The 25,914-nt window shown below is 71.3% G+C and carries 24 protein-coding genes; 7 read left to right on the forward strand and 17 right to left on the reverse strand.

Annotation, left to right across the window (positions count from 1 at the left end; all coding sequences use genetic code 11):
- Positions 1 to 78: 78 nt before the first annotated feature.
- A complete protein-coding gene (locus tag ABZ953_RS33545; RefSeq protein WP_361732119.1) occupies positions 79 to 1,008 on the forward strand; it encodes an alpha/beta hydrolase in 930 nt (309 codons plus the stop codon).
- A 79-nt stretch (positions 1,009 to 1,087) separates the two neighbouring features.
- On the forward strand, positions 1,088 to 2,290 hold the full coding sequence (locus ABZ953_RS33550; protein WP_361732122.1) for a CaiB/BaiF CoA-transferase family protein: 1,203 nt from the start codon (positions 1,088 to 1,090) through the stop codon (positions 2,288 to 2,290).
- A gap of 31 nt (positions 2,291 to 2,321) precedes the next feature.
- Here the strand turns inward: ABZ953_RS33550 and ABZ953_RS33555 are convergent, their stop codons facing one another.
- From ABZ953_RS33555 to ABZ953_RS33565, 3 genes are all read right to left on the reverse strand, one after another.
- Positions 2,322 to 2,888, reverse strand: coding sequence for a YbaK/EbsC family protein (locus ABZ953_RS33555; protein WP_361732125.1), 567 nt, complete (start codon positions 2,886 to 2,888; stop codon positions 2,322 to 2,324).
- 44 nt (positions 2,889 to 2,932) lie between these two features.
- Positions 2,933 to 3,517 (reverse strand): XRE family transcriptional regulator, encoded by a 585-nt coding sequence (locus ABZ953_RS33560; protein ID WP_361732128.1) that lies wholly within the window; start codon positions 3,515 to 3,517, stop codon positions 2,933 to 2,935.
- 171 nt (positions 3,518 to 3,688) lie between these two features.
- A complete protein-coding gene (locus ABZ953_RS33565) occupies positions 3,689 to 4,426 on the reverse strand; it encodes an acyltransferase (protein WP_361732130.1) in 738 nt (245 codons plus the stop codon).
- Between the two features lie 142 nt (positions 4,427 to 4,568).
- Between ABZ953_RS33565 and ABZ953_RS33570 the strand changes: the two genes are divergently transcribed.
- Positions 4,569 to 5,102 (forward strand): gamma carbonic anhydrase family protein, encoded by a 534-nt coding sequence (locus ABZ953_RS33570; RefSeq protein WP_361732133.1) that lies wholly within the window; start codon positions 4,569 to 4,571, stop codon positions 5,100 to 5,102.
- Positions 5,103 to 5,157: 55 nt separating this feature from the next.
- On the opposite strand, the gene ABZ953_RS33575 is transcribed toward ABZ953_RS33570, so the two are convergent.
- The 4 genes from ABZ953_RS33575 to ABZ953_RS33590 all read right to left on the reverse strand — a co-directional run bounded on the left by ABZ953_RS33575 (position 5,158) and on the right by ABZ953_RS33590 (position 10,846).
- Positions 5,158 to 5,859 (reverse strand): DedA family protein, encoded by a 702-nt coding sequence (locus tag ABZ953_RS33575; RefSeq protein ID WP_361732136.1) that lies wholly within the window; start codon positions 5,857 to 5,859, stop codon positions 5,158 to 5,160.
- An 87-nt stretch (positions 5,860 to 5,946) separates the two neighbouring features.
- The gene (locus ABZ953_RS33580) at positions 5,947 to 7,590 is read right to left on the reverse strand and encodes a carboxylesterase family protein (protein WP_361732138.1); all 1,644 of its coding nucleotides are present in this window, start codon (positions 7,588 to 7,590) and stop codon (positions 5,947 to 5,949) included.
- A gap of 5 nt (positions 7,591 to 7,595) precedes the next feature.
- Positions 7,596 to 10,118, reverse strand: a complete 2,523-nt coding sequence (locus ABZ953_RS33585; RefSeq protein WP_361732141.1) for a glycoside hydrolase family 3 N-terminal domain-containing protein — start codon at positions 10,116 to 10,118, stop codon at positions 7,596 to 7,598.
- 284 nt (positions 10,119 to 10,402) lie between these two features.
- Positions 10,403 to 10,846, reverse strand: a complete 444-nt coding sequence (locus tag ABZ953_RS33590; protein WP_361732198.1) for a DUF4442 domain-containing protein — start codon at positions 10,844 to 10,846, stop codon at positions 10,403 to 10,405.
- A 96-nt stretch (positions 10,847 to 10,942) separates the two neighbouring features.
- Here ABZ953_RS33590 and ABZ953_RS33595 point away from each other — a divergent pair, with 96 nt between their 5' ends.
- The 3 genes from ABZ953_RS33595 (at position 10,943) to ABZ953_RS33605 (ending at position 14,376) form a co-directional block, all read left to right on the forward strand.
- Positions 10,943 to 11,998 (forward strand): hypothetical protein, encoded by a 1,056-nt coding sequence (locus ABZ953_RS33595; protein WP_361732144.1) that lies wholly within the window; start codon positions 10,943 to 10,945, stop codon positions 11,996 to 11,998.
- A 61-nt stretch (positions 11,999 to 12,059) separates the two neighbouring features.
- Positions 12,060 to 13,118 carry a hypothetical protein gene (locus tag ABZ953_RS33600; RefSeq protein WP_361732147.1) on the forward strand — a complete coding sequence of 353 codons (1,059 nt, stop codon included), beginning with the start codon at positions 12,060 to 12,062 and terminating at the stop codon, positions 13,116 to 13,118.
- A 157-nt stretch (positions 13,119 to 13,275) separates the two neighbouring features.
- Positions 13,276 to 14,376: a hypothetical protein gene (locus ABZ953_RS33605; protein WP_361732150.1), complete on the forward strand. Its 1,101-nt coding sequence runs from the start codon at positions 13,276 to 13,278 to the stop codon at positions 14,374 to 14,376.
- 113 nt (positions 14,377 to 14,489) lie between these two features.
- On the opposite strand, the gene ABZ953_RS33610 is transcribed toward ABZ953_RS33605, so the two are convergent.
- From ABZ953_RS33610 to ABZ953_RS33650, 9 genes are all read right to left on the reverse strand, one after another.
- Positions 14,490 to 15,410, reverse strand: coding sequence for a UbiA family prenyltransferase (locus tag ABZ953_RS33610; protein ID WP_361732153.1), 921 nt, complete (start codon positions 15,408 to 15,410; stop codon positions 14,490 to 14,492).
- Complete coding sequence (locus tag ABZ953_RS33615) at positions 15,407 to 16,120, reverse strand: polyprenyl synthetase family protein (protein ID WP_361732156.1); 714 nt, start codon at positions 16,118 to 16,120, stop codon at positions 15,407 to 15,409. The genes ABZ953_RS33610 and ABZ953_RS33615 overlap by 4 nt, the downstream gene beginning before the upstream one ends.
- The gene (locus ABZ953_RS33620) at positions 16,041 to 16,487 is read right to left on the reverse strand and encodes a polyprenyl synthetase family protein (RefSeq protein ID WP_361732159.1); all 447 of its coding nucleotides are present in this window, start codon (positions 16,485 to 16,487) and stop codon (positions 16,041 to 16,043) included. Before ABZ953_RS33620 ends, ABZ953_RS33615 begins: the two co-directional genes overlap by 80 nt.
- Positions 16,488 to 16,795: 308 nt before the next feature.
- Positions 16,796 to 17,587, reverse strand: a complete 792-nt coding sequence (locus tag ABZ953_RS33625) for a fused MFS/spermidine synthase (RefSeq protein WP_361732201.1) — start codon at positions 17,585 to 17,587, stop codon at positions 16,796 to 16,798.
- A gap of 162 nt (positions 17,588 to 17,749) precedes the next feature.
- Positions 17,750 to 18,343 carry a chemotaxis protein CheB gene (locus ABZ953_RS33630; RefSeq protein WP_361732161.1) on the reverse strand — a complete coding sequence of 198 codons (594 nt, stop codon included), beginning with the start codon at positions 18,341 to 18,343 and terminating at the stop codon, positions 17,750 to 17,752.
- Positions 18,344 to 18,671: 328 nt separating this feature from the next.
- Positions 18,672 to 21,281 carry a rifamycin-inactivating phosphotransferase gene (gene rph, locus ABZ953_RS33635; protein WP_361732164.1) on the reverse strand — a complete coding sequence of 870 codons (2,610 nt, stop codon included), beginning with the start codon at positions 21,279 to 21,281 and terminating at the stop codon, positions 18,672 to 18,674.
- A 162-nt stretch (positions 21,282 to 21,443) separates the two neighbouring features.
- Positions 21,444 to 22,088: a DUF4232 domain-containing protein gene (locus tag ABZ953_RS33640; protein WP_361732167.1), complete on the reverse strand. Its 645-nt coding sequence runs from the start codon at positions 22,086 to 22,088 to the stop codon at positions 21,444 to 21,446.
- A gap of 392 nt (positions 22,089 to 22,480) precedes the next feature.
- On the reverse strand, positions 22,481 to 24,139 hold the full coding sequence (locus tag ABZ953_RS33645; RefSeq protein ID WP_361732170.1) for an amidase: 1,659 nt from the start codon (positions 24,137 to 24,139) through the stop codon (positions 22,481 to 22,483).
- Positions 24,140 to 24,185: 46 nt separating this feature from the next.
- Positions 24,186 to 24,557: a VOC family protein gene (locus ABZ953_RS33650; RefSeq protein ID WP_361732173.1), complete on the reverse strand. Its 372-nt coding sequence runs from the start codon at positions 24,555 to 24,557 to the stop codon at positions 24,186 to 24,188.
- 81 nt (positions 24,558 to 24,638) lie between these two features.
- Here ABZ953_RS33650 and ABZ953_RS33655 point away from each other — a divergent pair, with 81 nt between their 5' ends.
- On the forward strand, positions 24,639 to 25,100 hold the full coding sequence (locus tag ABZ953_RS33655) for a MarR family transcriptional regulator (protein ID WP_361732175.1): 462 nt from the start codon (positions 24,639 to 24,641) through the stop codon (positions 25,098 to 25,100).
- A 36-nt stretch (positions 25,101 to 25,136) separates the two neighbouring features.
- Here the strand turns inward: ABZ953_RS33655 and ABZ953_RS33660 are convergent, their stop codons facing one another.
- Positions 25,137 to 25,556 carry a TOBE domain-containing protein gene (locus tag ABZ953_RS33660; protein WP_361732178.1) on the reverse strand — a complete coding sequence of 140 codons (420 nt, stop codon included), beginning with the start codon at positions 25,554 to 25,556 and terminating at the stop codon, positions 25,137 to 25,139.
- Positions 25,557 to 25,914 lie beyond the last annotated feature (358 nt).

The raw sequence follows: 25,914 nt of genomic DNA on the forward strand, positions 1-25,914 counted from the left end.
GTGTGTCGGTGTTCTGGATGCTGCCCCCGCCACACTCTATCTTGAACTGATCGGTTCAAGATGCGTTAGCCTTCGGGCATGACCGCCTCCGAAAGCGGCCCCGTCCGCGACCTGCCCCTGCACGCCCTGCCCCTGCATGACCTGGCCGGATTCACCCACCGCTGGGTCGACGCGGACGGCATCCGCCTTCATGCGGTCGAAGGCGGCCGACCGGCCGGCCCGGCTGTCGTCCTGCTCGCCGGGTTCCCGCAAACCTGGCGGGCCTGGCGAAAGGTCATGCCCAGCCTCGCCGACCGGTTCCGCGTCATCGCGATCGACCTGCCGGGCCAGGGCCACTCCGACCGCCCGGAGCGCGGCTACGACACCCACACGGTCGCCGCCCACATCCACGCCGCCGTCAAGGCACTCGGAGTACCGGCCTACTGGCTGGCCGCCCACGACATCGGCGCCTGGGTCGCCTTCTCCCTCGCCCTCAACCACGAGAGCCAACTGCGCGGGCTCGCCCTGCTCGACGCCGGAATCCCCGGCATCACACTGCCGGAACAGATTCCCACCGACCCGGCCCGGGCGTGGAAGACCTGGCACTTCGCGTTCCACCTCGTGCCCGACCTGCCCGAGACCCTGCTCGCCGGCCGCGAACGGGAGTACGTCGACTGGTTCCTGAAGGCGAAGGCCCTCGATCCCGGCACGTTCGACGACGCCGACGTCGACCACTACGCGGCGGCCCTCGCCGCCGACGGCGGCCTCCGCGCCTCCCTCGCCTACTACCGGGACGCCGCCGAGTCGGCGCGCAGGAACCACCGGGCGCTCGAGCGGCAGCACCTGACCGTGCCCGTCCTCGGAATATCCAGCAGCCACGGCTCCATCCCGGACATGGCGGCCTCCATCAGCCCATGGGCCGACCACATGACCGGAGTCATCGTGCCCGGCGCCGGGCACTTCATCCCCGACGAGCAGCCCGACGCCGTCGCCGCCGCGCTGACCGACTTCATCGCCGACGGCAGCTGACGCCGCTCGGGCCGCGGCGGCCAGGCCGCCGTACGCCCCTTCATTGACCCGCCCCCACCCCGGGCCGTACAAACGCCGCATGCCCCCACCCCAGCCCCTCCCCCTCGCCGGCATCACCGTCGTCAGCCTTGAGCAGGCCGTCGCCGCGCCCTTCGCCACCCGGCAGCTCGCCGACCTCGGCGCCCGGATCATCAAGGTCGAGCGTCCCGGCGGCGGGGACTTCGCCCGTCGTTACGACACGAGCGTGCACGGCCAGGCCAGCTATTTCGTCTGGCTCAACCGGTCCAAGGAGTCGCTCACGCTCGACCTCAAGTCGGCGGACGGACGGCAGATCCTCGACGAACTGCTCGCGGACGCCGATGTGTTCGTGCAGAACCTCGCACCCGGCGCCACCGCCCGCATGGGCCTGGGCGCCGAGGAGCTGCAGAAACGCCATCCGTCCCTCATCCCCTGCACCGTCAGCGGATACGGCACGGACGGGCCCTGGGCGGACCGCAAGGCGTACGACCTGCTCGTGCAGTGCCAGACCGGGCTCCTCCAGCTCACCGGCACCCCGGACGAGGCGGTGCGCGTGGGCATCTCGGTGGCCGACATCGCGGGCGGGATGTACGCGTACAGCGGCATCCTGTCGGCGCTGTTCACCCGGGCGACGACGGGCCGCGCGCCCACCGTCGAGGTGTCCCTCTTCGACGCGCTCGCCGAGTGGATGAGCCAGCCCGCGTACTACACGCGCTACGGCGGCAGCCAGCCGCCGCGCGTCGGCGCGCGCCATGCGACGGTGGCGCCGTACGGCCCGTACACCGCGTCCGACGGGAAGGACGTGCTGCTCTCGGTGCAGAACGAGCGCGAATGGGCGGCGCTGTGCCGCGAGTTCCTCGGCCGCCCCGAGCTGACGGACGATCCGCGGTTCGCCACCGGGTCCGACCGCGTCGCCCACCGTGAGGCGCTCGACGCGCTCATCTCCGTACGCTTCTCCGAGCTCGACGGCGAACAGGCGATGAAGCTGCTCGACCGGACGGGCATCGCCAACGCCGGGGTCAACTCGGTCCACGAGTTCCTGGCCCACCCCGTCCTCACCGAGCGCGGCCGCTGGCAGGACATCCAGGTGCCAGGCACCCGGGAACCCGTACAGGCCCTGCTGCCCCCGGCCACCCTCTCCGGGGTCGCTCCGCGCATGGACCCCGTGCCCGCGGCGGGCGAGCACACGGACGCGATCCTCACCGAGCTCGGCCGCACACCGGACGCCATCGCCCGGCTGTACGAGGACGGGGTCTGCCGGTGAGCGCCCTCGACGAGCTGCCCTCCGACGCGCGTCAGCCCTCGGCCGCCACACCGAGCCCCTCCAAAACGACCGCGTTCGGCAGCCCCGCGAACACCTTGCCCGGCACGATGAGCTTGCCGCGCCGACTGCCGCTGCCCACCAGGACGTGCGGCAGACCGGCCACGACGGCGTCGACGAGCAGCGGCCACGCGGCGGGCAGCCCGATCGGCGTGATGCCGCCGTACTCCATGCCCGTCTCACCCGTGGCCGTGTCCATCGGCGCGAACGATGCCTTGCGCGCGCCGAGTTGGCGGCGCACGACGCCGTTCACGTCGACGCGCGTCCCGGACGGGACGACGCACGCGGCGAGGGTGGTCTCGCCGCCGCGCTTGCCCGCCACGACGACGCAGTTGGCGGAGAGGCTGAGGAGTTCGGGGCCGTAGTGCTCCAGGAAGGTGGCGGTGTCGGCCCACTCCGGTTCCGTGTCGACGTGGATCAGCTCGTCGGCCGGGACGGGCCCGTCCCAGCCGCGCACGGCGTCCGCGACGGCCGGTACGAGCAGATCGAGGGCTTCGGGAGCGGGGCTTACGACGTCGAAGTTTCCCAGGGGAGCGCGCATGGCGGCACGCTAACAGCCGCCGCGGGGCGTCTTGCCGCGGGCCCTCAGTGGGAGGGAGCGTGGGCCGGCGGCACCGAGATCGACATCGTCATCTCGACGGGCTCGGCACCCTTGTTGTGGTAGCCGTGCGCCACGTCGGCCTCGAAGGTCACGGACGTACCGGCCGGCAGGGCGTGCTCGGCGCCGTCCACGAGCAGCGTCAGCTCGCCGCGCGTGACGTGCAGCAGCTCGACGGTGCCGGGCGGATGTGCGTCGGAGTCGCTGCCCTCCCCCGGGTGCAGATGCCAGGACCACAGCTCGAAGGGGCCGCGCGCCTCGGTCCCGACGAGCAGTGTGGTGCTGCTTCCCGCGTCGGTGGACCACATGCGCACCGCCTGCTCCGGCGGCACGAGCCGGACCTGCGAGCCCTGTTCGTAGTCGAGAAGGGTGGTGATGCTGATGCCCAGGGCGTCCGCGAGTTTCACCGTGATGCCCACGCTCGGGTTGGTCCTGGCCTGCTCGATCTGGATGATCATGCCGCGGCTCACGCCCGCGCGGGCCGCCAGGGCGTCGAGGGTGAAGCCCCTCTCGTTGCGCCTCCGCTTGAGGCTGCGTGCGAGCGACTGGGTCAGCTGATCGAGGTCCGACACATTTCCGTCCAGATTGCCGATGACAGAGGTACAGAGGTGCAGATGACAGAGGTGCAGAGGACAGAGGTACAGAGGACAGAGGTACAGAGGTATAGACGTACAGAGGTAGACGGCAGGGATAGAGGGATGGTTCACCACACCGTACTGCGCGGTCCCGCGCCCCCACCCGCGTCAGCCCTCCCCCAACTCCCCGAGCGCGATCAGCTGTTCCGGCGTCACGCCGTCGGGAATCGGCACCGGCGCGGGGGTGCGCAGCGGCGGCTGCCATCCCTGGTCGGCGTCCCAGGTGCGCACGACCCGGGCGGGCGCTCCCGCCACCACCGCGTGGTCGGGGACCTCGCCCCGGACGACCGCGCCCGCGGCGACCACTACATTGCGGCCGATACGGGCCCCCGGCAGGATCACCGCGCCCGTCCCGATCCAGCAGCCGGAGCCGATCTCCACCGGGTCCATGCGGGGCCACTGCTTGCCGATGGGCGTGTGCGGGTCGTCGTACGAGTGGTTGGTGGACGTCACGTACACATAGGGGCCGAAGTAGCAGTCGTCGCCGATCGAGACCGTCGTGTCCGCGATGACGTGGCTGCCGCGGCCGAGCACCACACCGTTGCCGATGCGCAGGATCGGGTCGGGGCCGAGGTCGAGGTCGGGCATCATGCCCGCGGTGAGCGTGACGTGCTGGCCGACGATGCAGTGGTCGCCGACGGTGATCCACGGCTCCCCGAACACGGTGCCCTGCGGGAAGGCTAGCCGCGTGCCCTCGCCGATCGCGCCGAACCGCAGCTTCCCGGGGTGCGCGGCGGTCACCGCGCCGGTGCGCTGCACCCAATCCCAGCCCGCGTGGACGGCGCGCTGCGCAAGGCGGCGGGGCCCGGCGGCAAGCGATGAGAACGTGTTCCTGTTCTTCGGCACCCGCCCACGTTACTCAGTGCCGCAAGGCCCCACGCGCCACCGGCCTGTGATCTTCGCCCCACGCGGTGGCGGGCGCCACCGCGTCCCGTACGGTGCCGTCAGGCGCGACGCCACACGGACGTACGGACGAGGGAGCGAGTCGATGGGCCACGAGGCACTCATCACCGGCATCGGCGGCAAGGACCCGAAGATCGATAGGGACGCCTTCACCGCGCCGACGTCCGTGGTGCTCGGCGAGGTGACGCTGCACGCCGGGGCGAGCGCCTGGTACGGCGCGGTGCTGCGGGCCGACTGCGGACCCATCGTCGTGGGCGCCGACAGCAACATCCAGGACAACTGCAGCCTCCACGTCGACCCGGGCTTCCCCATCACGATCGGCGAGCGCGTCTCCGTCGGCCACAACGCCGTCCTGCACGGCTGCACCGTCGAGGACGACTGCCTGATCGGCATGGGCGCGACCGTGCTCAACGGCGCGGTGATCGGCGCCGGGTCCCTGGTGGCCGCACAGGCCCTCGTGCCGCAGGGCATGGAGGTGCCGTCGGGATCGCTCGTCGCGGGCGTGCCCGCCAAGGTGCGCAGGCCGCTCACCGAGGAGGAGCGCGCGGGGATCAGCCTCAACGGCACGATGTACGTGGAGCTGGCCAAAGCCCACCGCGACGCGCACGCGGCGGGCTGACCCGGCGGTTCAGCGACCGGACACTTCAGTCGGTGGCACGTCAGTCGGTGGCACTTCAGTCAGTGGCGGCGACGGGCCGCGGCTCGGCCGCCGACGTCCCGGCGCCTTCGGTGCCTTCGGTGCCGTCCGTGGCGTCCGCGGCTGCCAGCTCCGCCGCCGCCTTCTTCGCCCGGCGCTTGACGAGCAGCATCGAGCCGACGCCGATGAGCACGGCGATGCCGAGCCCCACGTACGAGAAGCGCTTGAGCCAGTCCTCGGCGACGACGCCGATGTAGTAGATGACGGCGGTGGTGCCGCCCGCCCAGATGATGCCGCCGAGCACGTTGGCGATCAGGAACTTCCAGTACGGCATGCGCAGGACGCCCGCGAGCGGCCCGGCGAAGATGCGGAGCAGCGCGACGAAGCGGCCGAAGAAGACCGCCCACATGCCCCACTTCTGGAAGGAGCGCTCGGCGCTCGCCACATGGGCGGCGCTGAAGTGCTTGGGGAACTTCCGTTCCAGCCAGGCCAGGAGTGGTCGGCCGCCCTTGCGCCCGATGGCGTACCCGATGGAGTCGCCGATGATGGCGCCCACGGTGGCGCACGCCCCGAGGATCACCGGGTTGAGGTCCCCGTGCTGGGAGGACAGGAGCGCCGCGGAGACCAGGACGATCTCACCGGGCAGCGGGATGCCCAGGCTCTCCAGTCCGATGACGAGGCCCACCAGCGCATAGATGCTGACGGCTGGTACGTGCTCCAGCCACTCCTGAACGTGCAACGCCGGTTCCTCCCGTTGTCCAAGTGTGTATGCCCGGCGTGCGCTCCCCCCACGGTCGCGCACGCCGGGCAGCCTACCCGGACCGCCTCACTCGGCCGGAACGGCGTCCCAGAGGCCGCACCGGTGCTCGTCGTGGACCGTCGTGCTGATCGCGCTCCCGCCCGCCGACGCGGTCCGCAGGGACAGCACCTGGCCCGGCCGGGTCCGCTGGTCCGGCGCGGTGGGCCCGCCCTCCGCGCGCGGCACCCCGGTGCGGACGAAGGAGCCCCAGTACTGGACCATCTGCCGGGCGAGCGCCCGCTGTTCGGTGTTGAACGGCGAGGTCAGGCCGAAGTGCTTGAAGAGGTACTGCACTTCGTTGACGTGCGTCGCGCCGAAGTCGAAGTCGGTGTCCAGCTCCCGCAGCGACGCGAAGGGCGGCGAGGTGCGGTCCGCGAACTCGTAGGCGTAGACGGGACCGCGGCGACGGACTGATCCGTCCGCAAGCGCCGTGTCCATGCGCAGCGCCGTGTCCATGCGCAGCGCCGTGCAGGCGAACATCCGGTCGCCGACCGCCGCGCCGTACGCGTGCGTGGGCGAGGCGTACTCCGTGAGCGGATAGGTCCGCAGCACACGGCGGCCGAGTTCGGGCCCGAACTCCTCGGTGAGCGCCGCCGGGTACCGCTCGGCGGTCAGTGGCCTGCCCTTCCCGTCGAACTGCCCGAAGGCGAACAGGCGGCCTTCGTCGCTGTTGGCCCCGTTCAGCACGGGTACGTCGGCCGCACTCCCCTTCTCGTACGCCTCCATGGGCTGCACCGGCAGGAACGCGCCGCCCACGACGGGACCCCAGTCGAAGCCGCCCTGTGCGGCGAGGATGTCCTCGGCCGACTTGCCGCGCAGACAGGCGAGGGCCGTCTTCGGGTCCGGGCAGCCCGCCTTCTTCGCGAATGCCGCGCCGTCGGCGGCCGCCCGCCGTCGCTCCCGGCCCGCGCAGTCGCCGTACGCGCCGCTCTCCACGATGCCCGCGCGGTACAGGCCGCGGGCGGTCGGCGAGGCGAGCAGGGTGCAGACGGACCGGCCGCCCGCGGACTCGCCCGCGATGGTGACGCGGCCCGCGTCGCCGCCGAACCGGCCGATGTTGGCGCGCACCCAGCGCAGCGCGGCCTGCTGGTCGAGCAGCCCGTAGTTGCCGGACACACCGTCGGAGGCCTCGCCGTCGAGGCCCGCGGCGGCGAGGAACCCCATCGCTCCCAGGCGGTAGTTGACGGTCACGACGACGGTTCCGGTCCGGCGGGCGAAGGTGTCGGGCACGATGTCCCGCCCCGCGCCCGCGGTCAGCCCGCCGCCGTGCAGCCACACCAGCACGGGGCGGTGCGCGGCACGGCCCCTGGGCGTGTAGACGTTGAGGTCGAGGCAGTCCTCGGTGTGGGTGGGTTTCTCGTACCCCGGGTCCCAACTCGCGCTCTGCACACACCGGTTGCCGAAAGCGGTCGCCCGGCGCACCCCATGCCATGCTGTCGCGGGCCGCGGCTCCTGCCAGCGAAGCCGTCCGACGGGCTGCCGCGCGTAGGCAACGCCGAGGAACTGGCGGCCCTCGGCGGTGGACTCGCCCCGGATCCATCCGGCGTCGGTACGCACCAGCGTGCCGTCCCCGGCGCTCGGACCTCGCCCATGGGCCTCGGCCGGCACCGGCACGAGGGCGGCCGCGGCCGCCGCCATCAAGGCGGCGCCGACCGATGCGAGGCGTCGCATGCCCCTCATGATCCGGCCCCCTTGACGACGGTGGTCGCGGAAAGAATCAAGTCGCCTGCGGACGTGCCCACTTGGAGGGTACGGCGACCGGTTCCGCGCACCCATCCATGGCGCTCGACGTCCCACGCCGACAGCGCACGCCCGTCGACGTGGACGGTGACGCGCCGCCGCTCCCCCGCGCGCAGCGCGATCCGCCGGTAGCCGCCCAGTGCCCGCTCGGCCTGGGCCAGCTCCAGATCGGGCGAGGGGCCGAGGTAGACCTGCGCGACGGTGACGCCGTCGCGCCTACCGGTGTTGCGCACGGTGAAGCTCACGTCGAGCCCCCGCCCCGACCGCCGCACGGCCGGATCCCGGTAGTCGAAGGTCGTGTACGAGAGGCCGTGCCCGAAGGGGAAGAGCGGTCGCACTCCTTCGGCGTCGTACCAGCGGTAGCCGACGTGGATGCCCTCCGAGTACTCCTCGACGCCGTCGACACCGGGGTAGCGGCGCGGGTCGCCCGCCATCGGATGGTGGTCGTCGTCCACCGGGAAGGACTGGGTGAGCCGCCCGCCGGGATCGCAGTCGCCGAACAGGACGGCGGCGGTGCCGGCCGCGCCCTCCTGGCCGGGGTAGTACATCTGCAGCACGGCGGCGGTGCGCTCGAGCCACGGCATCGAGGTGGCCGACGAGGTGTTCAGGACGACGGTGGTGCGCGGGTTGGCGGCGGTCACCGCCCGGATGAGGTGCTCCTGGTGGCCGGGGAGCGCGACGCTCGTGCGGTCCTGGCCCTCGGTCGCGTCCTCGTAGGCGAAGAGGATCACGCTGTGCGCGCCGCGCGCGGCCCGGACCGCCCGGTCGACGTCCGCCGCGCGGGTGGCGCCGGTGACGCGGCGGAGCCGGAACGTCTGCCCCTTCTCGCCGCCCTTCGCCTTGATCCTCAGCCGGTGCCCGGCAGCGGTGAGGCGCAGCGTGGCGCGGCGCACGTTCAGCCCGTCGGGCGCGGTGGAGACGAGGCCTCCGGAGAAGTACTCGCCGACGCCGGGCAGCGTCGGATAGAGCTCGGTGCCGTCCAGTTCCACCTTGGGCCGCTCGCCCGAGTAGTGGATGACGAGCGTCCATTCGTCCGGCTCCGCGGGCGTCAGCGTCCCTTCGTACGTCCACTCCTTCCCGGCGGCGACCCGCTGGCCCTCCGGGTCGAAGCCGGGGCTGAGCGCGCGGCGCGGGACGGCCTTGCCGTAGAGGTCCTCGCCCAGGGCGTACGTGACGTCGGCGCCGTGGCCCGCCCGTGCCCTGATGGCGTCGAGCGGGCTGTCCGCACGGTCGGGGACGACGTGGGCGCTGCCGCCTCCGCTGACGAACGGGTAGCGCCCGGTGGGCCCGATGACGGCGATGTCGCGGGCGGCGCGGCCGGTCAGCGGCAGGGTCCTGTGTGCGTTGCGCAGCAGCGTGGCGCCCGCCTTGGCGACCTCGAGGGCGACCGCCGCCCCGGCCTTCGGGTCGCGTCCGGGCCGCGGCGGCACGCTCTTGCCGAGCAGTCCGAACCGGTCCATGACGCCGAGGATGCGGCGCACCGAACGGTCGACCTGCGCCTCGGGAACGCTGCCGTTCCTGACGGCCTTCTTCAGGGCGGCTCCGAAGTAGGCGTCGTCGGGCATCTCCATGTCGAGCCCGGCGGCGAGCGCGGCGGCGGTGCTGTGCTGGGCGAACCAGTCGGTCATCACCCAGCCATCGAAGCCCCATTGGTCGCGCAGGATGTCGCCGAGCAGCGTCTTGTTCTCGCAGGCGAAGGTGCCGTTGACCTTGTTGTAGGCGCCCATGACGGCGCCGGTGCCCGCGGCGACGGCCGCCTCGAAGCCGCGCAGTTCCGTCTCGTGCATGGTCCGTTCGTCGGCCCGCACGTCGATGGACATGCGGTCCTTCTCCTGGTTGTTCAGGGCGAAGTGCTTGACGGTCGCGATGAGGCCCTCGCCCTGGATGCCCTTGATCTCGGCGGCCACCAGGTCGGCGGCGAGCAGCGGGTCCTCGCCGAAGGTCTCGAAGTTGCGGCCCGCGTACGGGGTGCGGATGAGGTTGACCATGGGCGAGAGCAGCACGTCCTGCCGCAGGGCGCGTCCCTCGCGGCCGATGACCTGGCCGTAACGGCGGGCGAGTGCGGGGTCGAAGGCCGAGGCGAGCAGGACGGGGGCCGGCAGGGCGGTGGCGCGGGCCGTGACGCGGACGCCCGCGGGGCCGTCGGCGAGCCGCAGCGGCGGGATCTTCAGGCGGGGCACGCCGGGGACGTATCCCGCCTGGCCGAGGCTCTTGGGGTCGGTGGCGCCGTGCAGCAGGGAGATCTTCTCGTCGAGCGTGAGCTTGCCGATGAGGGATTCGACGCGCGGGCCCGCGCCGGGGCCCTGTCTGGCGCGGGCCGCCGCGTGGGAGGGCACCGCCACACCGGCGGTGGCCGCGGCTGCCACGGCGATCGCACCGCCGACCAGCCTGAGGGCCGACCGCCGGGACACGGAGCGGGACACGGAGTCGGACACGGAGTGGGACACGGAATCGGACATGAGCCGTCACTTCCTTCTGTGCCTGGTGCGCGAACACAACTGTGTGAAGCGTGTACACGTGCCAACGACAGGTCGCCGTTCGGTCTTTGAACGCACTATGCGACAGAACCGACTTGACACCCCGTTAGGCACCACGTGTGGCGGCGGGAAAACTATGACCGCAGATGACTCGTGTCAATAAGGTGAACAAGAAGCACAGACGAAAGGCCCGCGGCCGTGTCGTCGGACACGGCCGCGGGCCTGCGCGCGCCTGTGGGGTGAACCCGGGCCGACCGGGCCCGGGTTCAGCTCGGGTTGTTGGGCCGCAGTGTCCACACCACCGTCATCTCGCCGGTGACGGCGCCGTCCCCGCGCTGGATCTCGATCGCGACCGGGAACTCGGGGCGCTCACCCGCGTCCAGTTCGGCGATCACGTCGGCGACCGGGCGACCGAGGGTCGCCGTGGCCGTCACGGGTCCCATGGCCAGCTTCTTGTACGCGATCTCCGCACTGACGGCGAGCGGTACGGCCCGCGACAGCTCCGACCCGAACGCGGCGAGGACGATGGCGCCGCTCGCGGACTCGCCCAGCGTGAACATGGCGCCGGCGTGCGGGCCGCCGACGTGGTTGTGGTACTCGCCCTGGTCGGGCAGGGCCACCACGGCCCTGTCGGGCGCGGTCTCCCGGAACTCCAGCTTCAGGGTCCTGGCCATCGGAACCGTGGCGGCGAGCATCTCGCCGATCGACATCTGGTCTGCGCTCATGCCCGTGATGTTACCCACGAGTAGCGTTTCTTGGCCAGGACCTGTCTTGGCATGGATCACCGTCACCTATCGTTGACGCCCATGTGGCAAGGAGAGCAGCAGCCCGGGGGCGAGCGGAATCAGCGGGGCCAGGGGTCCGGACAGGGCCGGAACCACGCCGGCCATGAGGGCGAGAACCCGTACCGGCAGCCCGGATACCAGCAGACCAACCCGTACGGGCAGCAGGCCCCCTGGAACGCGCCGACCATGCCCGCAGGGCCGCAAGGAGCCCCGCCCGAACCGCCGCACAGCGGCAGCGGCAATGGCAGTAGCGATGGCAATGGCGGCGGCAACGGCAATCGCACCAAGCTGGTCGCCCTCGTCGCGGCTGGCGCGGTCGTAGTGGCCGCGGGCGTCACCGGCGCCCTCCTCCTCGGCGGCGACAAGGACGACACCGCGAAGCCCGACCCGACCGGGAGTGCCGCCGTCTCCCCTGCACCGAGCGGCTCCGAGGACGACGCCAATCCCCGTACCGGCGACGGCATGCCCGAGCCGGTCGTGGCCGGCTGGAAGGTCGTCGTGAACCCCAAGCTCGGCCTCGCGTTCGACGCGCCCGCCACGTGGTCCCTGGAGTCGCGGGACTGGGCCGGCGGAGTCGTGAAGGAGGAGGACGCCGAGGACGATACGGCGCCGTTCCTCGCCGCGTACGCCGCCCCCGCCTACTTCAAGGAGAAGTGGTGCGCGAGCGACGAGGACCGGGACGGCACGAAGGACTACACCTTCCTGGCGGCCGCGGGCACCCGGGGCAACCGCGACGCCAAGAGCACCGAGGCTGCCGCGCGGCACGACGCGACCGGCTGGGTCTACGGCTCGTACACGCAGCCCGACATGAAGAAGGTCACCACCGAGCCGACCGAGACGTACACCACCAAGTCGGGCCTCAAGGGCAGCCTGGTGCACGCGAGTTCGTCCGGTGTCGAGAAGCAGGGCAAATGCGACTCCGACGGCAAGGCGACGGTGTTCTCCTTCAAGAACTCCGAGGGAAGGTTCATGTCCTGGTCCTTCCACGGCGCCAAGGACGTCGCGGGCGAACTCCCGGACGCCACCGTGCGGAAGATGCTCTCGACGGTGCGCGAGTACAAGGCCTCCGAGAACTGAGCGGGGCTCCGGCCGGGGCGGTTGTGATCTCGTAGGACCGGCACCCGTATCGTGTCCCGCCATGTGGCCAGGACAGCAGCAGCCCGGGGGCGAGCGGAACCCGCAGGACCAGAGTCAGAGCCCGTACGGGCAGCCGGGTTACCAGCAGCCGTGGCAGCAGCAACCGGGGTACCAGCAGCCCAACCCGTATCAGCAGCCGGGATACCAGGCGCCCAACCCCTACCAGCAGCCCGCGGGCGCACCGCGGATCCCCGGACCCGGCGACAACGGTGACGGGGGCCGGGGCGGGGGCGGGAACGGCAAGACCAAGGTCATCGCGATGGCGACGGCCGGCGCCGTGGTCGTGGCGGCCGCGGTGACCGGCTTCCTGCTGCTCGGCGACAAGGACGACAAGAACTCCGAGGCCGGCCCTCCCGCCGGGGCGGGCTCCCGGAAGCCGGACCCGACCGCGGACAGCGACGGTGACGAGGGCGGCGGCAGCTCCGACGGCGACGGCGGGCGCGGCACGGACGGCGATCCGAAGCCGACCATCAAGGGCTGGCACGTCGTGGTGAACCCGAAGTGGGGCACCGCCTTCGACGTGCCGCCGGAGTGGGAAGTGCAGAACCCCGGCTCGGCGATCGCCCTCGAGGACAACAAGACCGGCAAGCCGCTGATGACCATGTCGGCGCCCGCGTACCTGCGGCCCGACTGGTGCGTCGACGACGAGAACAAGGACGGCAGGACCGAGGACCACGAGCTCGCCGCCGTGGGCACCAAGGGCGCCAACGGCGCGAAGAACAGCGACGAGGTCGCGGTCAACCAGGTCGGCTGGTGGATCTACGGCGTCTACACCCAGCCTGACAAGAAGAGCTACACGAACGACAGCAAGGCCCAGCCGTACACCACCACATCCGGCATCAAGGGCAGCATCGCGCGGGCCGGCTCCAAGAACACGCCCCAGCGGGGCAAGTGCGCCACCGACGGAAAAGCGATCACCTTCGGCTTCAAGAACGCGGCCGGTGAGTACGTCTCGTGGAACCTCTACGGCGCCACGGGCGTGGCGGACGAACTGCCCGAGAAGACGGTGATGAAAATCCTCAGCACGGTACGCACAGTGGAGGAGCCGACGAGCCCCTGACGCGGCCAGGCCACGTCGAGTACTGGTGAAGAGTGCGGCCGCGCGGTGAAAAACCGCGCCGTTTGACCGACTTGCCCCGTTACGTCAGTCGCGCAGATGGCGCCGCGAGTGATCGGCCGTGGCACGCCGCCCCGTGGCCCATCTATGGTTACTCGCCATGTGGCCAGAACAGCAGCCGCCCGGGGGCGAGCAGAACCCGCAGGACCAGAGTCAGAACCCGTACCAGCAGCCGGGGTACCAGCAGCCGAACCCGTATCAGCAGCCGGGATACCAGCAGTCGGGGTACCAGCAGCAGCAACCGGGACATCAGCAGCAGCCTGCGGGGGGCTACCAGCAGCAGCACTCGGGCGCGTTCTCGCAGCCCGAGCAGCCGCAGTGGGCGGCCCCGACACCCCCGCCCATGCCGCCGCAGCAGAACGGTGGCGGCCAGGGCGGTGGCGGCGGCAACAAGACGAAGATCACCGCCATCGTGGCCGCGCTCGCCGTGGTGGCTGCCGCCGGCGTCACCGGCTTCCTGATCCTCGGCGGTGACAAGGACGACGAGGCGGGTACGGCGGCGCCGGCCCCCTCGAAGTCCGCCACCAAGAAGCCGAGCCCGAAGCCCAGCGACGACGGGAACGCGCGGGGCGAGGGCGGCGAGGACAAGCCGACGGTCGACGGCTGGCAGGTCGTCGTGAACCCCAAGTGGGGCACCGCCTTCGACGTGCCGCCCGACTGGAAGGTCGAGACGCCGGACACCCTCATCGGCTTCGACGACCGCAAGGAGGACGGCGCGAAGTCGATCATCATCATGTCCTCGCCCGCGGTCTACAAAGAGAAGTGGTGCACGTCCGACGACGACAAGGACGGCGAGCCCGACGACACGTCGCTCGCCGCGGTCGGCACGAAGGGCCAGAACGGCGCCAAGGACACCAAGGACGTCGCGCGCAACGACTCGGCCTGGTGGGTCTTCGGCGGCTACACCGAGCAGACGAAGGCCGACAAGAAGAAGATCACGATCAGCAAGGTCGAGGACTACACCACCGCGTCCGGCATCAAGGGCAGCCTCGCGACGTCGACGACGTCCGGCGCGGCCACCTCGGCCAAGTGCGACTCCGAGGGCAAGGCCACCACGTTCGGCTTCAAGAACGAGGCCGGTGAGTACGTGGCCTGGACGCTGTACGGCGCCAAGGGCGTCAAGGAGGAAGTCTCCGACGCCACGGTGAAGAAGATCCTGAACACGGTCCGGTGGAGCGAGGCGGCGACCGACGAGTCCTGAGACGTCAAGTCCTGAGACGACGAGTCCTGAGACGACGCTTCATCCTCTTGTTCCATCGGGCTCGTGAGAGGGATTGAGCCCGTCGGAGTGCGTGCGTGGCGCCGGTGCGCTGCCTAGAGCAGCACCGGCCCGCAGGCGATGGTGGCGGCGTAGGTCAGGGTGTAGAGCCGGTAGGTGACGCGGTCGGCGCGCACATCGCGCAGGAGGAGGCTGCGGGCGACCGCCGTCCACATCAACGCCGTGATCACCACGGTGCAGGCGGCGACCACGGGCCCATCGGTGGGGCTGGGGGCCAGCATGAAGGTGTACACGGGGAGGGGGAGGGCGGCCACGATGAGGGCGAACCAAACGCGCACCGGCCAGTGGCCGACGAGGAGGGCGAAAGTGCGGCGGCCGAGTTGGGCGTCGCCGCCCATGTCGCGTACGTCCTCGAACGCGAGCGGCAGGATGAATCCGACCGCGGGGACCAGGATCCAGGACCACGCGACATCCTCCAGGGGGGCGGCCAGCTGCCAGGCACCGGCGAGCTGGGCGACGGTGCCGCTGAGCATGCAGAGGGGCTTGACCCACAGGTAGTCGCGGGGTCGTGCGAGGAGGTTGAGGACGACGACGCTGACCTGCCACAGCAGTACCCAGAGCAGGGTGCCGGTCAGACAGCCGAGCAGAGTGTAGAGCGCCATGGCGCACCAGAAGCGCACCAGCAGTCCTCGTGGGGTGAACAGTCCGCGCGGCACCGGCCGGTGGGGCTTGTTCACCATGTCCTCGACCACGCCGACGGCCTGGTTGGCGGCGTCGGAGACGTAGTTGTAGAAGGCGAACAGCACGGTGCTGGTCGCCAGGGGCGGTACCAGGGACCAGCCGGTGATGCCGACGTGGGCGCAGGCGGCCATGGTGAACAGCAGGCCGGGCAGGGCAGCGGCGATGGCGTTGTCAGCCAGCAGCAGGCCGGTCGCCCTCAGTTCACGGCCCACCCCGGCGACGAGTCCGTGCGGTGGCGGCAGGAGGGTGGAGTGTCGGCCGCTGGTGCCCATCATGCGCTCCTCATCGCCGCGGCGTCGGCGAACTCGCGCAGGGCGGTGGTCGCGGCGAGCGGGAGAGCAGCATCGTCGAGTGCGGCCAGGGCCTGGGTGTGGCGGGTCCGGATCAGGTCTTCGACGGCCGTGCGGGCGCCGGTGACGACGAGGAGATCGCGAATCACGGCGGCGTCCTCCTCGTCCAGGGCCGGATCACCGAGGAGCGCGTGCAGGGTGCGGCGCTGGGACGCGGTGGCATAGGTGAGGGCCAAGGCGACCAGAGCGGTGGGCTTGCCCGTGCGGAGGTCGTCCAGGTTCGATTTACCGGTGGCCGCCGGCGCGCCGAAGACCCCAAGGAGGTCGTCGCGCAGCTGGAAAGCCTCGCCCAGCGGCAGGCCGAACGCGCTCAGAGCCGCGCACACACCGGCGTCCGCTCCGGCCAGCACCGCCCCCAGCTGCAACGGACGCTCCACGGTGTACTTCGCGCTCTTGTACCGGGCGATACGAAGAGCCGCGTCCAGGTCGGCGCTCGGCCGACCGGAGACGAGCAGGTCGAGGTACTGCCCGTACAGCAGCTCCGTGCGCATCCCGTCCAGCACCACCGTCGCCGCAGCGAACCGGTCCGCCCCCAGCCCGGCCGTGTGCAGCAGTTCATCGGACCACGCCAGGGCCAGATCCCCGAGGAGCACGGCCGCGTCCACGCAGCCGCGCCGCTCCGGGGCGACCCACATGGCGGGCGGCGATGGCCTCGTGGGCACTCGGCCGACCACGGCGGGTGGCGCTGCGATCCATGACGTCGTCGTGAACGAGGGCGAAGGCGTGGAACATCTCCAGCGACGCGGCCACCCGCAGCACCGGGCGCTCATCACCGCACCCCCCGGACGCGTTCCAGCCGGCCACGCACAGCACCGGGCGGATCCGTTTGCCGCCCCCAAGGACCAGATCCCGCAGAACGTCGGTGACCTCTGCGGGGAAGCCCTGCGCGGCCGCCATACGCGCCTTGGCGTCCAGGAAGGTGGCCAGGCGCTCATCGACGGCGCTTCGCACACAGGCAGGGTCGAGCACCGGGGCGGGGAGGGGGACGGAGATCTCGGACAACAGGTCCTCCTACGGCCGGCGAACCGGCGGGCACACTCGCAGACTTGCTCAGCTTGCCTGTCCCCTCGAACACGGCACGATTCGCCCGGCCCACAGGGCGCACTGAAGCGCGCCACCGACCAGAGGTCATCGTGAACGTCACTACTGCGCCAGCGTGCATCTCGCACAACCGGCTCATTGCGCGTGCTCCGTGAAGTCAGAAGTTCGCGTTCATGATCTCGCGCAGGCGTGCACCCGACCTTGCGGGAAGCACGGAGCATCCGACTCGACAACCACAGCCGCCGCACCCTCGCCGGGCCGCCGAGCCGTCACCCGATGGAGAAGGCGCCGTCGGGCGGCTCGGGTGAGGCCACCGCGTCCTCGTCGCGTACCGGCCGTGCGTCACCGATGAGGCGGCGCAGCCCGTCGCCGTGCTCGACCCGGGCGGGAAAGGCGTCGGAGGCCGTGCGGCGGGCCAGCGCTCCGATGTCGAGGGGGACGTGCGCGGCGATCAGTACCGCGTTCCCGAAGCGCCGCCCGCGCAGTACGGACGGCTCGGCGATCAGCGCGAGATCCGTGAACACCTGGGCGAACGTGGCCAGTTGGGAACGGAGGAACCTGAAGGGCGCGCCGTCGGCGAGGTTCGCGAGGTAGTACCCGCCCGGGCGGAGGACCCGGTCGGCGGCGCGCGCGTAGGCGAGTGTGGTGAGGTGCGCGGGGACGCGGGAGCCACCGAAGACATCGGCGACGACGACATCGGCACTGCCGTCCGGCGCCGCCTCCAGCCACTCCAGGGCGTCCGCGCCGTGCACGCCGACCCCGCTCCCCTCGGCCAACGGCAGCTGCTCCGCGACCAGTCGCAGCAGGCCCCGGTCCGCCTCGACCACCTGCTGCCGGGAGCCGGGCCGGGTGGCGGCGACATAGCGGGGCAGGGTGAGCGCTCCCCCGCCGAGGTGGATGACGTCGAGGGGGTCGCCCGGTTCGGCCGCGGTGTCCAGGACGTGGGCGAGCCTGCGCGCGTACTCGAACTCCAGGTGGGTGGGTTCGTCCAGGTCGACGTACGACTGGGGCGCACCGTCGACCGTGAGCAGCCAGGCGCGCGGCCGGTCGACGTCGGGCATCAGCTTGGCGGTCCCGTGATCGACCTCCCTGATCACCGCGACCGCCTCGACCTCACCGTCGGCATCCGCCCCGGCCCCGCCCTCGAACTCATACTCGTCCACACGCCCATTGTGCCGGGCCCTGGGCCGGTGCGGCGCCCTGCGCGGGCAGTCGACGCGGCCTCACCCGTGGCGCACCGTCCGGGCGATGGCCGGGGCGATCTCCGGCAGGGGCAGCACGAGGTCGACCAGGCCGGTCCTGATCGCCGAACGGGGCATGCTGTGGAAATCGGCCGTCTCCGGGTCCTGCACGATGACGGTGCCGTTCCGCGCCTTCACGGCTTTCACGCCCCGGGTGCCGTCGCCGTCGGTCCCGGTGAGCACACAGGCGACGCACCCCGCCCCGTAGGCCTTGGCAGCGGACTCGAACAGCGGGTCCGCTGCCGGGCGGGCGAAGTTCACCGGCGCCTCCTCCGTCAACGCCAGCTTCCGGTCCGGCCGCACACACAGATGCCGGTCGGGCGGAGCGATGTAGACGACCCCCGCACGCGCAACCTCACCGTCCTCTGCCAGCTTGATGTCAAGAGCCGTCGACGAGGACAGCACCGCGACGATCCGCGTCTCGCGGCCCCGGCGGAGGTGCTGCGCCACCAGCACGGGTGCCGCAAGCCCGGCCTGCAGTCCGCCCAGCAGCACTCCCAGCCCCTCGACCCCACCGGCGGATGCCGCCAGCAGGACACAACCGTCGCCGGGCGCTGAGGAAGAGTCGATACTCACGCCCGGAGAGTATCCCTTTCCGGACGATCCACTCCGCACCCGACGAGCACCGCGACACCCGCCCCGCCGCGCCGCCCACCCCCTTGAGAGCCGCGGCGGCACGGGGGCCGTGTCCCCGACGGCCAGGGCGGAGTCCAAGTCCCTCAGGCGGGTACGCAGTTGGGGCAGCGACAGCGTTCCGTTGCCGACGACGAGGACGTGCGGACGGAGCACCCGGCCGACGGCAGAACCGCTCGACGAAAGCTGCCCGCCGTCGGCCGAGATCATCCGATGGATCGGGGGCACCGCCGGAACAATCGCGGAAAAGGACTGCGGTTCAGGGAGGCGGTCACGACAGGATCTCGACGTACCCGTCGGTTCCGTGCACGCGGATCCGCTGGCCGTCCCTGATCAGCCGGGTGGCCCCCGCCACGCCCACGACGGCCGGCAGGCCGTACTCCCTGGCGATCACCGCGCCATGGGTCATCAGGCCGCCCACTTCGGTCACCAGGCCCGCGATGCCGACGAACAACGGCGACCAGCTGGGGTCCGTGAACGTGGTGACCAGGATGTCGCCGGCTTCGAGGTCGGCCTCCCCGATGTCGAGGATGACGCGGGCCCGTCCCTCGACGGTCCCGGCGGAGACGGGCAGGCCGATCAGGGCGCCGGCCGGCGCGTCGTCGCGGCGGTACGCCCCGCTGAGGGCCTCGCCGTCCGAGGTGAGCACCCGGGGCGGAGTGAGCGACCGGTACGACCGGAAGTCGTCCTTGCGCCGCTGAATGAGCCGGTCGTCCACCTGGTGCGTGCGCGCGGCATCGTGGAGTTCCTGGAACGTGAGGTAGAAAATGTCCTCCTTCTCGACGAGGACACCGGCCCGCACCAGGCGTTCGGCCTCCGCCAACAGGGCCTGCTTGTAGACGGAATAGCGGCTGACGATGCCGTACTTCGGATACTCCCGGTACCCGATGAAGGTTCTGACCCGGTCGATCATCCGCTTGGTCTCTTCGGCCTTCAGTTCTCCGTCCGGCAGGGCCCGCAGACGTGACAGCACGTCCTGCTCCTTCTGCTCCGCCTTCCGCCGCCCTCGCTCGAAGCGCAGCCGGGCGGCGCCGGGCTCGAAGTTCCTGACGTTGTCGAGGATCGCGGGTACGAGCGTCGCGGGCCGCTCGCGCCACCGTGGCCTGGTGATGTCGATCTCGCCGACGCAGCGCATGCCGTACCGGTCGAGATAGGCCTCGATGGCGTCACGCGCCTCGGTGCCGCCCGCGGCCTTCGCCAGCTCGTCGAGGAAGTCCCCGCCCTCGACACCCTGCAGAAACGCGACGACCTCCGGATGCGCCCGGACCACGTCCGCGACGTCGAGCAGCGCGAGGCCCATCTCCGACGTGATGTTGTCGGGGGCGGACAGGGTGAGCGTGTCCGCCACGTTCTTCTCGCCCAGCCACTCCCGCAGCTTGTCGTTGAGCCACCACGTGGCTTCCATCCCCGCCATGAGCGCCTGGAAGCTCAACGGGTCGCTGAGGACGCGCTTGTGCTCCTCGAAGGCCTCCAGGAGGAAGTCGAACAGGGCCGGCCCCGATGCCGTCCGGATGTCGCGCTCCAGTGCGGCGACGGATGCTTCGCTGCGCTTGATCAGCTCCGTGACGACGGCCGGATCGGTCTCGATCGGGGCGGGTGGTCCGGCGGCCGGTCCGGCGGCCGGCGGACCGCTGGGGAGCTCGTCAGGGAGCGACGGGACGAAGTCGCCGCGGTCGATGACGGTCTCCAGCGCGTCCCTGGTCAGCGGATCGCCCTTCCCCATGAGGTCCAGGAGACCGGCGCGGCTCGCGGGCGAGGCCAGGCGCCGGGTGACGTCGACGAACAGCCGCCCTCCGGCCTCGTGCATCTCCACCATGGCCGTCAGCTGCCACATGGAGAACCCCAGGGGCTTCATGGGGTCGGTCATCATCTGCTGGTGGCCGACGGAGACGTAGACGTGGTTCTCGTGGTCGGGAGGGTCGGGGAGGGGGAAGAGGGTGGTGATCGGCCGGCTCTGGACGATCTGGAAGCCGTCGTCGGCCAGACCCCACTCGATGTCCTGCGGGCGGCCGAAGTGTGCCTCGATCCGCCGCCCGAGCCCCGCGAGCTCCACGACCTGGGCGTCCGTCAGCGCCGGCTGCTCCTGCCGCCGCGCGTCGACGGTCACTTCCCGCGTGCCGCCGGTGGGCAGCGCGTGCACGGCGCGCTCCTTGGCAGCGATCGTCCTGTCCACGACTCGGCCGTCCCGCACCTTGAAGACGTCCGGGTTCACCAGGCCGGAGACGAGGGCCTCGCCGAGACCGAAGCCGGCGTCCACGGTGGCGACCTTCCGGTTGCCCGTGACGGGGTCGGCGGTGAATAGGATGCCGGACGCGTGCGGGAAGACCATCCGCTGCACGACCACGGCCATGTGGACCGTACGGTGATCGACGCCGTTGCGCCGGCGGTAGGTCACGGCGCGCTCGGTGAACACCGAGGCCCAGCATCGGCTGATGTGCCGGAGGACCGCCGCGGGCCCGACGACGTTGAGATACGTGTCCTGCTGACCGGCGAAGGAGGCCGTCGGCTGGTCCTCCGCCGTCGCGCTGGAGCGTACGGCGTAGGCGGCATCCTCGCCGAACCGGCCGAGCGCGCCGGTGATCACCGCCGTGAGATCGGCCGGGACGGCGATCTCCTCGATCGTCCGGCGGATCTCCGCGCTGAGCGTACGGATCGCCTCCCGGTCGGCCGGGTCGAGGCGCGACAGCTGATCGAGCCGCTCGCCGAGGGAGGGCGCCTGCGCGACGATCCGCTGGAAGGCGTCGGTCGTCACGCAGAAACCGGCCGGCACGCGGACGCCTTCGATGCGTGACAGTCCGCCGAGATGCGCGCCCTTGCCGCCGACGACCGCGACCTGTCGCTCGTCGACCTCTTCAAGGTCAAGTACGTACCGCTCGCTCATCGCGTCGCGTCCCCATTTCCGCAGGTGGTGGCTACGACCGACGATTCTGCGCCAAGCCCCGGGCCTTGTGGCAAGCCCCCATGTGCGCTATAAGTTGAGAGTGGCAAGGAGAGCTCTCCTTGCCTTTTCTCTTGTCTCGCCCCGGGGCATGGGGTGTCCGGATCAGCCGCCCTGGCCGGCGCTGCCGATCGGACCGACCGTCACCGAGGAGCCGGAGCCGTCCGTGACGGGCAGGGTCTTGTCGCTGGGCCACTCCATGGAGAGCGACTTCGTCTCACCGGGCGGGGTCACCACGAGGGCGGAGACGCTGACGCCGGAGCCGCCGGAGTCGTTCATCGGGTAGCTGACGTTGAAGAAGGTCGACTTGCCGGCCTTGAGGACCGTACGTTCGGCCGGCTGGCCGCTGCGCTCCGCGGACAGCGCACCCTCGCTGGTCTTCAGGTCGACACCGGCGAACCCGGACACCACGCAGTCCTTCTCACCGACGTTCTTCATCTCCACCGCGACGGAGCCCTTGTCGTCCCCGTCGATGGTGCTGTCCGACGCCGAGATGTCCAGGCTGTCGGTGGCGCACTTGCCGCCCGAGCCGCCCGCGTTCGAACCGGCCTCGGCAGGCGCCTGCCCGTCGGAGTCCTTGCCGTCACCCTGCTCCGTACCGCCGGAGCCCGAACCGCCGCCCGTGGAAGACGCGGAGGACGCGGACGACCCGTCGCCCTGTGCCGTGGTGTCGTCGCCGTTGCAAGCCGTGAGCGAGAGGCTCGCGGCAACGGCGAGGGCTGCCGCGAAGGTGAGCTTGTGAACGCGCATCGTTTCGTCCTCGGTATTCGGTTCGGGGGTATCGGGGGTATCGGGGGTACCGGGGGTACCGGGGGTACCAGGGGTACCGGGGGTACCAGGGGTACCGGAGTATTGGTCTGGGATATCGGCCACGCTCGCCGAACATCGGTACGAGCGAGCGTTGCTGAACACCAGGACCGGTCCGATGCGGAGAACCGTTCCGCCCAACCGCCCGCTAATGCATCCCTGTTACACACGCGGCGCCCGACACACCCGCCGCCACCGGGGACTTTCCGCCCGCACACCCGCCTCCCGCGCCCCTCCCCCACCGTTTCCGTACCTTTTCGCGGCCGTCAGCCGCTGGGGCAGACCCGTGACCCGGCGAGCCTTGACCCTTCAACACCCGGCCGGGCGAAGCAGGTTCACCGTGAGGTGCCGGGCCCGGCGGTCGGCAGGTAGCGCGGCGCACGCCAGGCCTTCAACCGGTGCTCCACCGCTGCCCCCAGGGACAGGAGCCGGGTGTCCTGGTGGTCACCGGCCATCAGGAGCAGGCCGACCGGCAGCTCGCCCACGGACCCGGCGGGCACCGAGAGGGACGGGTATCCGGCGACGGCTGCCGGTGTGGAGGACGGGATGACGTCGTTGTCGCCGCGCGCGCAGTCGGTCGTCCAGGCGGGCGGGTTCGTGGGCGCGGCGATGGCGTCCAGATGGTGCGTGGCCATGGTCTCGTCGATGGAGCGCCGGGAGAGGTCCTTCAACTCGGCACGCATCTCCCGGTACTTGGGGTCGGTCGTGGGCGGCGCGACAAGGGCCTGCTCGAACAGCTCCTGCCCGGCGAAGCAGGACCGCACCTCGGGGTGGGCGCGGTTGAACTCGATCAACTCGGTGAGGTCACGGGGCCTGTGGGGCGCTTTGCGCGTGCCGAGATAGGCGTCGATATCCCGGTGGAACTCGCTGAGCAGCGCGGGGAATTCAAGTTCGGCGAGCCGTGCCTGGTACGGGGGCGTCACCTCGACGACGACGGCTCCGGCCTTGCGCAGCTTCTCCGCCGTACGGGTCATCACCGCGTCCACGTCGGGTCCGAGCGAGGGCAGGCGCCACAGGCCGATCCGCTTCCCGCGGAGGGAGCCTTGCGGGACGGGGAGGCCTTGCGCAAGGTCTTGCGGACCGGCGAGGCCTTGCTGACCGGCGAGGCCTTGCCCGCGCGAGCCCTCGGAACCGCTCAGCACCGAAAAGGTGAGCGCGGTGTCGATGACGTTGCGCGCCATGGGCCCGGCCGTGTCCTGCTCGGCGGAGATCGGCACCACGCCCGACTGACTGACCAGGCCGAGGCTGGGCTTGTGGCCGACGACGCCGTTCATCCCTGCCGGGCACACGATGGAGCCGTCCGTCTCGGTGCCGATCGCCACTTGCGACAGCGACGCGGCGAGCGCGGCGGCGGAACCGGCCGAAGAACCGCACGGATTCCGGTCCAGGACGTAGGGGTTGTTGGTCTGCCCGCCGACTGCCGACCACCCCGATGTCGGCTTCGCCGCGCGGAAGTTGGCCCATTCGGAGAGGTTCGTCTTGCCGAGGATCACCGCCCCCGCCTCGCGCAGCCGGGTCACGAGATCGGCGTCGGCGCCGGGCGGGCTCCCGGCGAGCGCGAGGGAGCCCGCCGTCGTCGGCATGTCACGGGTGTCCACGTTGTCCTTGAGCAGGACGGGGACGCCGTCCAGCGGCCCGAGGGTCTTGCCGTGCCGGTGCCTGACATCGCTTGCTGCCGCCTGGCGCAGGGCGGTCGGGCTGGTGCGCAGCACCGCGTGAATCCTGGGATCGACGTTCTCGATCCGCTTCAGGTAGGCCCGGGTCAACGCGGACGCGGTCAGCGAACCGTCCGCCATGCGCGCCTGCAACTCCGGGATCGTCACCGTGTCGAGGTCGATCCCGGCTGCGAGCGCTTCCCCGGGCGGTGGTGACGAACTGTCGGTGCCGTGCTCGGTGCCGTGCTCGGCGGCTTGCGCACCGGCCTGCGGTACGCCTGTCAGAAGGGCCCCCGCGACGAGGGCGGCGGTCATTGCGGCAATGCTCCTCTTCCCCATGCGCCTCAGCGGACTACACGGGCAGCACCCGGCGCAAGAGTGAGTGTCAGCCTCCGTGCGCGGTGAGCCGGTACCCCTCGGGTCCCTCGAAGGAGAACATCGGCCCGAAGGGGCTGTCCGCCATGGGCGTGAGGATCTTGATCCCGGCGGCGACGAGCTGGTCGTGGAGCTCGTGGGCGTCAGAGGCCTTGAACCAGATCACCGCGCCGAGGCCGGGCTGCGCGGTTTCGGCCAGGTCGACGCCCGGGAGCAGCGCGCGGACGGCGAACGGCGTCGGCTCGGTGTCGAACACGACCGCGTGGGGCGGCGAGACGGCGGCCCGTCGCAGGCCCAGGTGCTGCTCGCAGAAGGCCGCCGCCGCGTCCACGTCGCGGACTTGGAGGGCTACGAAGTCGGGGCCGTCGATGGTGGCAGGCATGGTTGTTCCTCGTTCCTTGATGTCAGGACTTTGACATACCTGACACTAGGGTCACTGCGTCTCGTATGTCAAAATGCTGACATGGAAGAGACCGCGCCACCCGCGTCGCCCGGCGCCCCGGAGGACGTCACCCAGCACGTGGGCTATCTGCTCAAACGCGCCCAGGCCGCCCTGCGCGGCGCCATGGACAAGGTCCTGCGCGAACACGGGCTGACCGTGCCGCAGTACGCCACCCTCGAACTGCTCGCCCTGCACCCCGGCATGTCCAACGCCGACCTCGCCCGCGCGACCTTCGTCACCCGGCAGTCCGGCAACGTCGTCCTGCGGGGCCTGCAGGAAGCGGGGCTCATCACCCGCCCCGCCACCGCCGACCACGGCCGCGCCCGGCCCGCCCACCTCACCGGGGAGGGCCGCGCACGCCTGGCCGCGGTCCAGAGCGCCGTCTACGCCGTCGAAGAGCTCATGGTCGAGGCCGTCCCGCCGCAGCGCATGGCGGCGCTCCTCACCGACCTCGACCGCATAGCGGCGGCCCTGGAGGAGTGACGTACGGCCGCCCGCCCTCTCCGCACGGCACTCGGATCAGGCGATGGCCAGGGAGACCTCGGTCGACTTGATCAGCGCGACCACCGAGGAACCGGCGGCCAGACCCAGGTCGGTGACGGCGTCCTTGGTGATGGCCGCGGTGAGCGCGCCGCCCTCGACATCGACCCTGACGGAGGCCATGGCTCCGCCCGCGGCCACGTCGGTGACGGTGCCCGCGATCTGGTTGCGGATGGAGACGCCCTGGAGCGCGGCGGTGGCGAGGGCGACCTCGGTGGACTTCACGAGGATCCTCACCTCGGAGCCCTCGGCGAGACCGAGTTCCTTGACGGACTCGGCGGTGATCGCGGCGGTGACGTCCTGGCCGCCCGCGAGGCGGACCTTGACGGCCGCCATGGCCTCCCCGGTGGAGACGGACGCGACGGTGCCGGGGATCTGGTTGCGGATGCTCAGGCTCATGGGGTGCTGCCTCACAGAGTCGATGGGACCGGTGAACGGGATCGCGACGCGAAGATCACCTCGCGCAATCCCGACGCGCTATTACGTCAGCAAATATCCCGTTGTGAAGCCATTGCGCCCGCCTCCTCACCCGTCCGGCGCGGCCGCCCGGCCGTCCCCCGCCCTGCCCCTCGCGGCCCGGTCCTCTCCACGCCGCGATGCGGCAGGTCTTATTTTTCCGGGATGCCGGAGTCCGGGCCAGCCCGGATCGGGTCGAGAGATGTCGCCGGGCGGCCGCGTGGACCGCGTCGGCCCGACCGCCCGTGTCACGAAGTTCAGCCCCATGCCGAAGCCGAAGAGGAGCATCGGGCCGAGCACT

This window comes from Streptomyces sp. NPDC046465 (assembly GCF_040646035.1).
Taxonomy (GTDB): Bacteria; Actinomycetota; Actinomycetes; order Streptomycetales; family Streptomycetaceae; genus Streptomyces.

Bases quoted from the DNA above. Each gene is read 5' to 3' on its own strand.
- ABZ953_RS33545 (WP_361732119.1), top strand. From the start codon at position 79: ATGACCGCCTCCGAAAGCGGCCCCGTCCGCGACCTGCCCCTGCACGCC.
- ABZ953_RS33550 (WP_361732122.1), top strand. From the start codon at position 1,088: ATGCCCCCACCCCAGCCCCTCCCCCTCGCCGGCATCACCGTCGTCAGC.
- ABZ953_RS33555 (WP_361732125.1), bottom strand. From the start codon at position 2,888: ATGCGCGCTCCCCTGGGAAACTTCGACGTCGTAAGCCCCGCTCCCGAA.
- ABZ953_RS33570 (WP_361732133.1), top strand. From the start codon at position 4,569: ATGGGCCACGAGGCACTCATCACCGGCATCGGCGGCAAGGACCCGAAG.
- ABZ953_RS33580 (WP_361732138.1), bottom strand. From the start codon at position 7,590: ATGCGACGCCTCGCATCGGTCGGCGCCGCCTTGATGGCGGCGGCCGCG.
- ABZ953_RS33585 (WP_361732141.1), bottom strand. From the start codon at position 10,118: ATGTCCGATTCCGTGTCCCACTCCGTGTCCGACTCCGTGTCCCGCTCC.
- ABZ953_RS33590 (WP_361732198.1), bottom strand. From the start codon at position 10,846: ATGTCGATCGGCGAGATGCTCGCCGCCACGGTTCCGATGGCCAGGACC.
- ABZ953_RS33595 (WP_361732144.1), top strand. From the start codon at position 10,943: ATGTGGCAAGGAGAGCAGCAGCCCGGGGGCGAGCGGAATCAGCGGGGC.
- ABZ953_RS33600 (WP_361732147.1), top strand. From the start codon at position 12,060: ATGTGGCCAGGACAGCAGCAGCCCGGGGGCGAGCGGAACCCGCAGGAC.
- ABZ953_RS33605 (WP_361732150.1), top strand. From the start codon at position 13,276: ATGTGGCCAGAACAGCAGCCGCCCGGGGGCGAGCAGAACCCGCAGGAC.
- ABZ953_RS33610 (WP_361732153.1), bottom strand. From the start codon at position 15,410: ATGATGGGCACCAGCGGCCGACACTCCACCCTCCTGCCGCCACCGCAC.
- ABZ953_RS33615 (WP_361732156.1), bottom strand. From the start codon at position 16,120: ATGTGGGTCGCCCCGGAGCGGCGCGGCTGCGTGGACGCGGCCGTGCTC.
- ABZ953_RS33625 (WP_361732201.1), bottom strand. From the start codon at position 17,587: ATGCCCGACGTCGACCGGCCGCGCGCCTGGCTGCTCACGGTCGACGGT.
- rph (WP_361732164.1), bottom strand. From the start codon at position 21,281: ATGAGCGAGCGGTACGTACTTGACCTTGAAGAGGTCGACGAGCGACAG.
- ABZ953_RS33640 (WP_361732167.1), bottom strand. From the start codon at position 22,088: ATGCGCGTTCACAAGCTCACCTTCGCGGCAGCCCTCGCCGTTGCCGCG.
- ABZ953_RS33645 (WP_361732170.1), bottom strand. From the start codon at position 24,139: ATGGGGAAGAGGAGCATTGCCGCAATGACCGCCGCCCTCGTCGCGGGG.
- ABZ953_RS33650 (WP_361732173.1), bottom strand. From the start codon at position 24,557: ATGCCTGCCACCATCGACGGCCCCGACTTCGTAGCCCTCCAAGTCCGC.
- ABZ953_RS33655 (WP_361732175.1), top strand. From the start codon at position 24,639: ATGGAAGAGACCGCGCCACCCGCGTCGCCCGGCGCCCCGGAGGACGTC.
- ABZ953_RS33660 (WP_361732178.1), bottom strand. From the start codon at position 25,556: ATGAGCCTGAGCATCCGCAACCAGATCCCCGGCACCGTCGCGTCCGTC.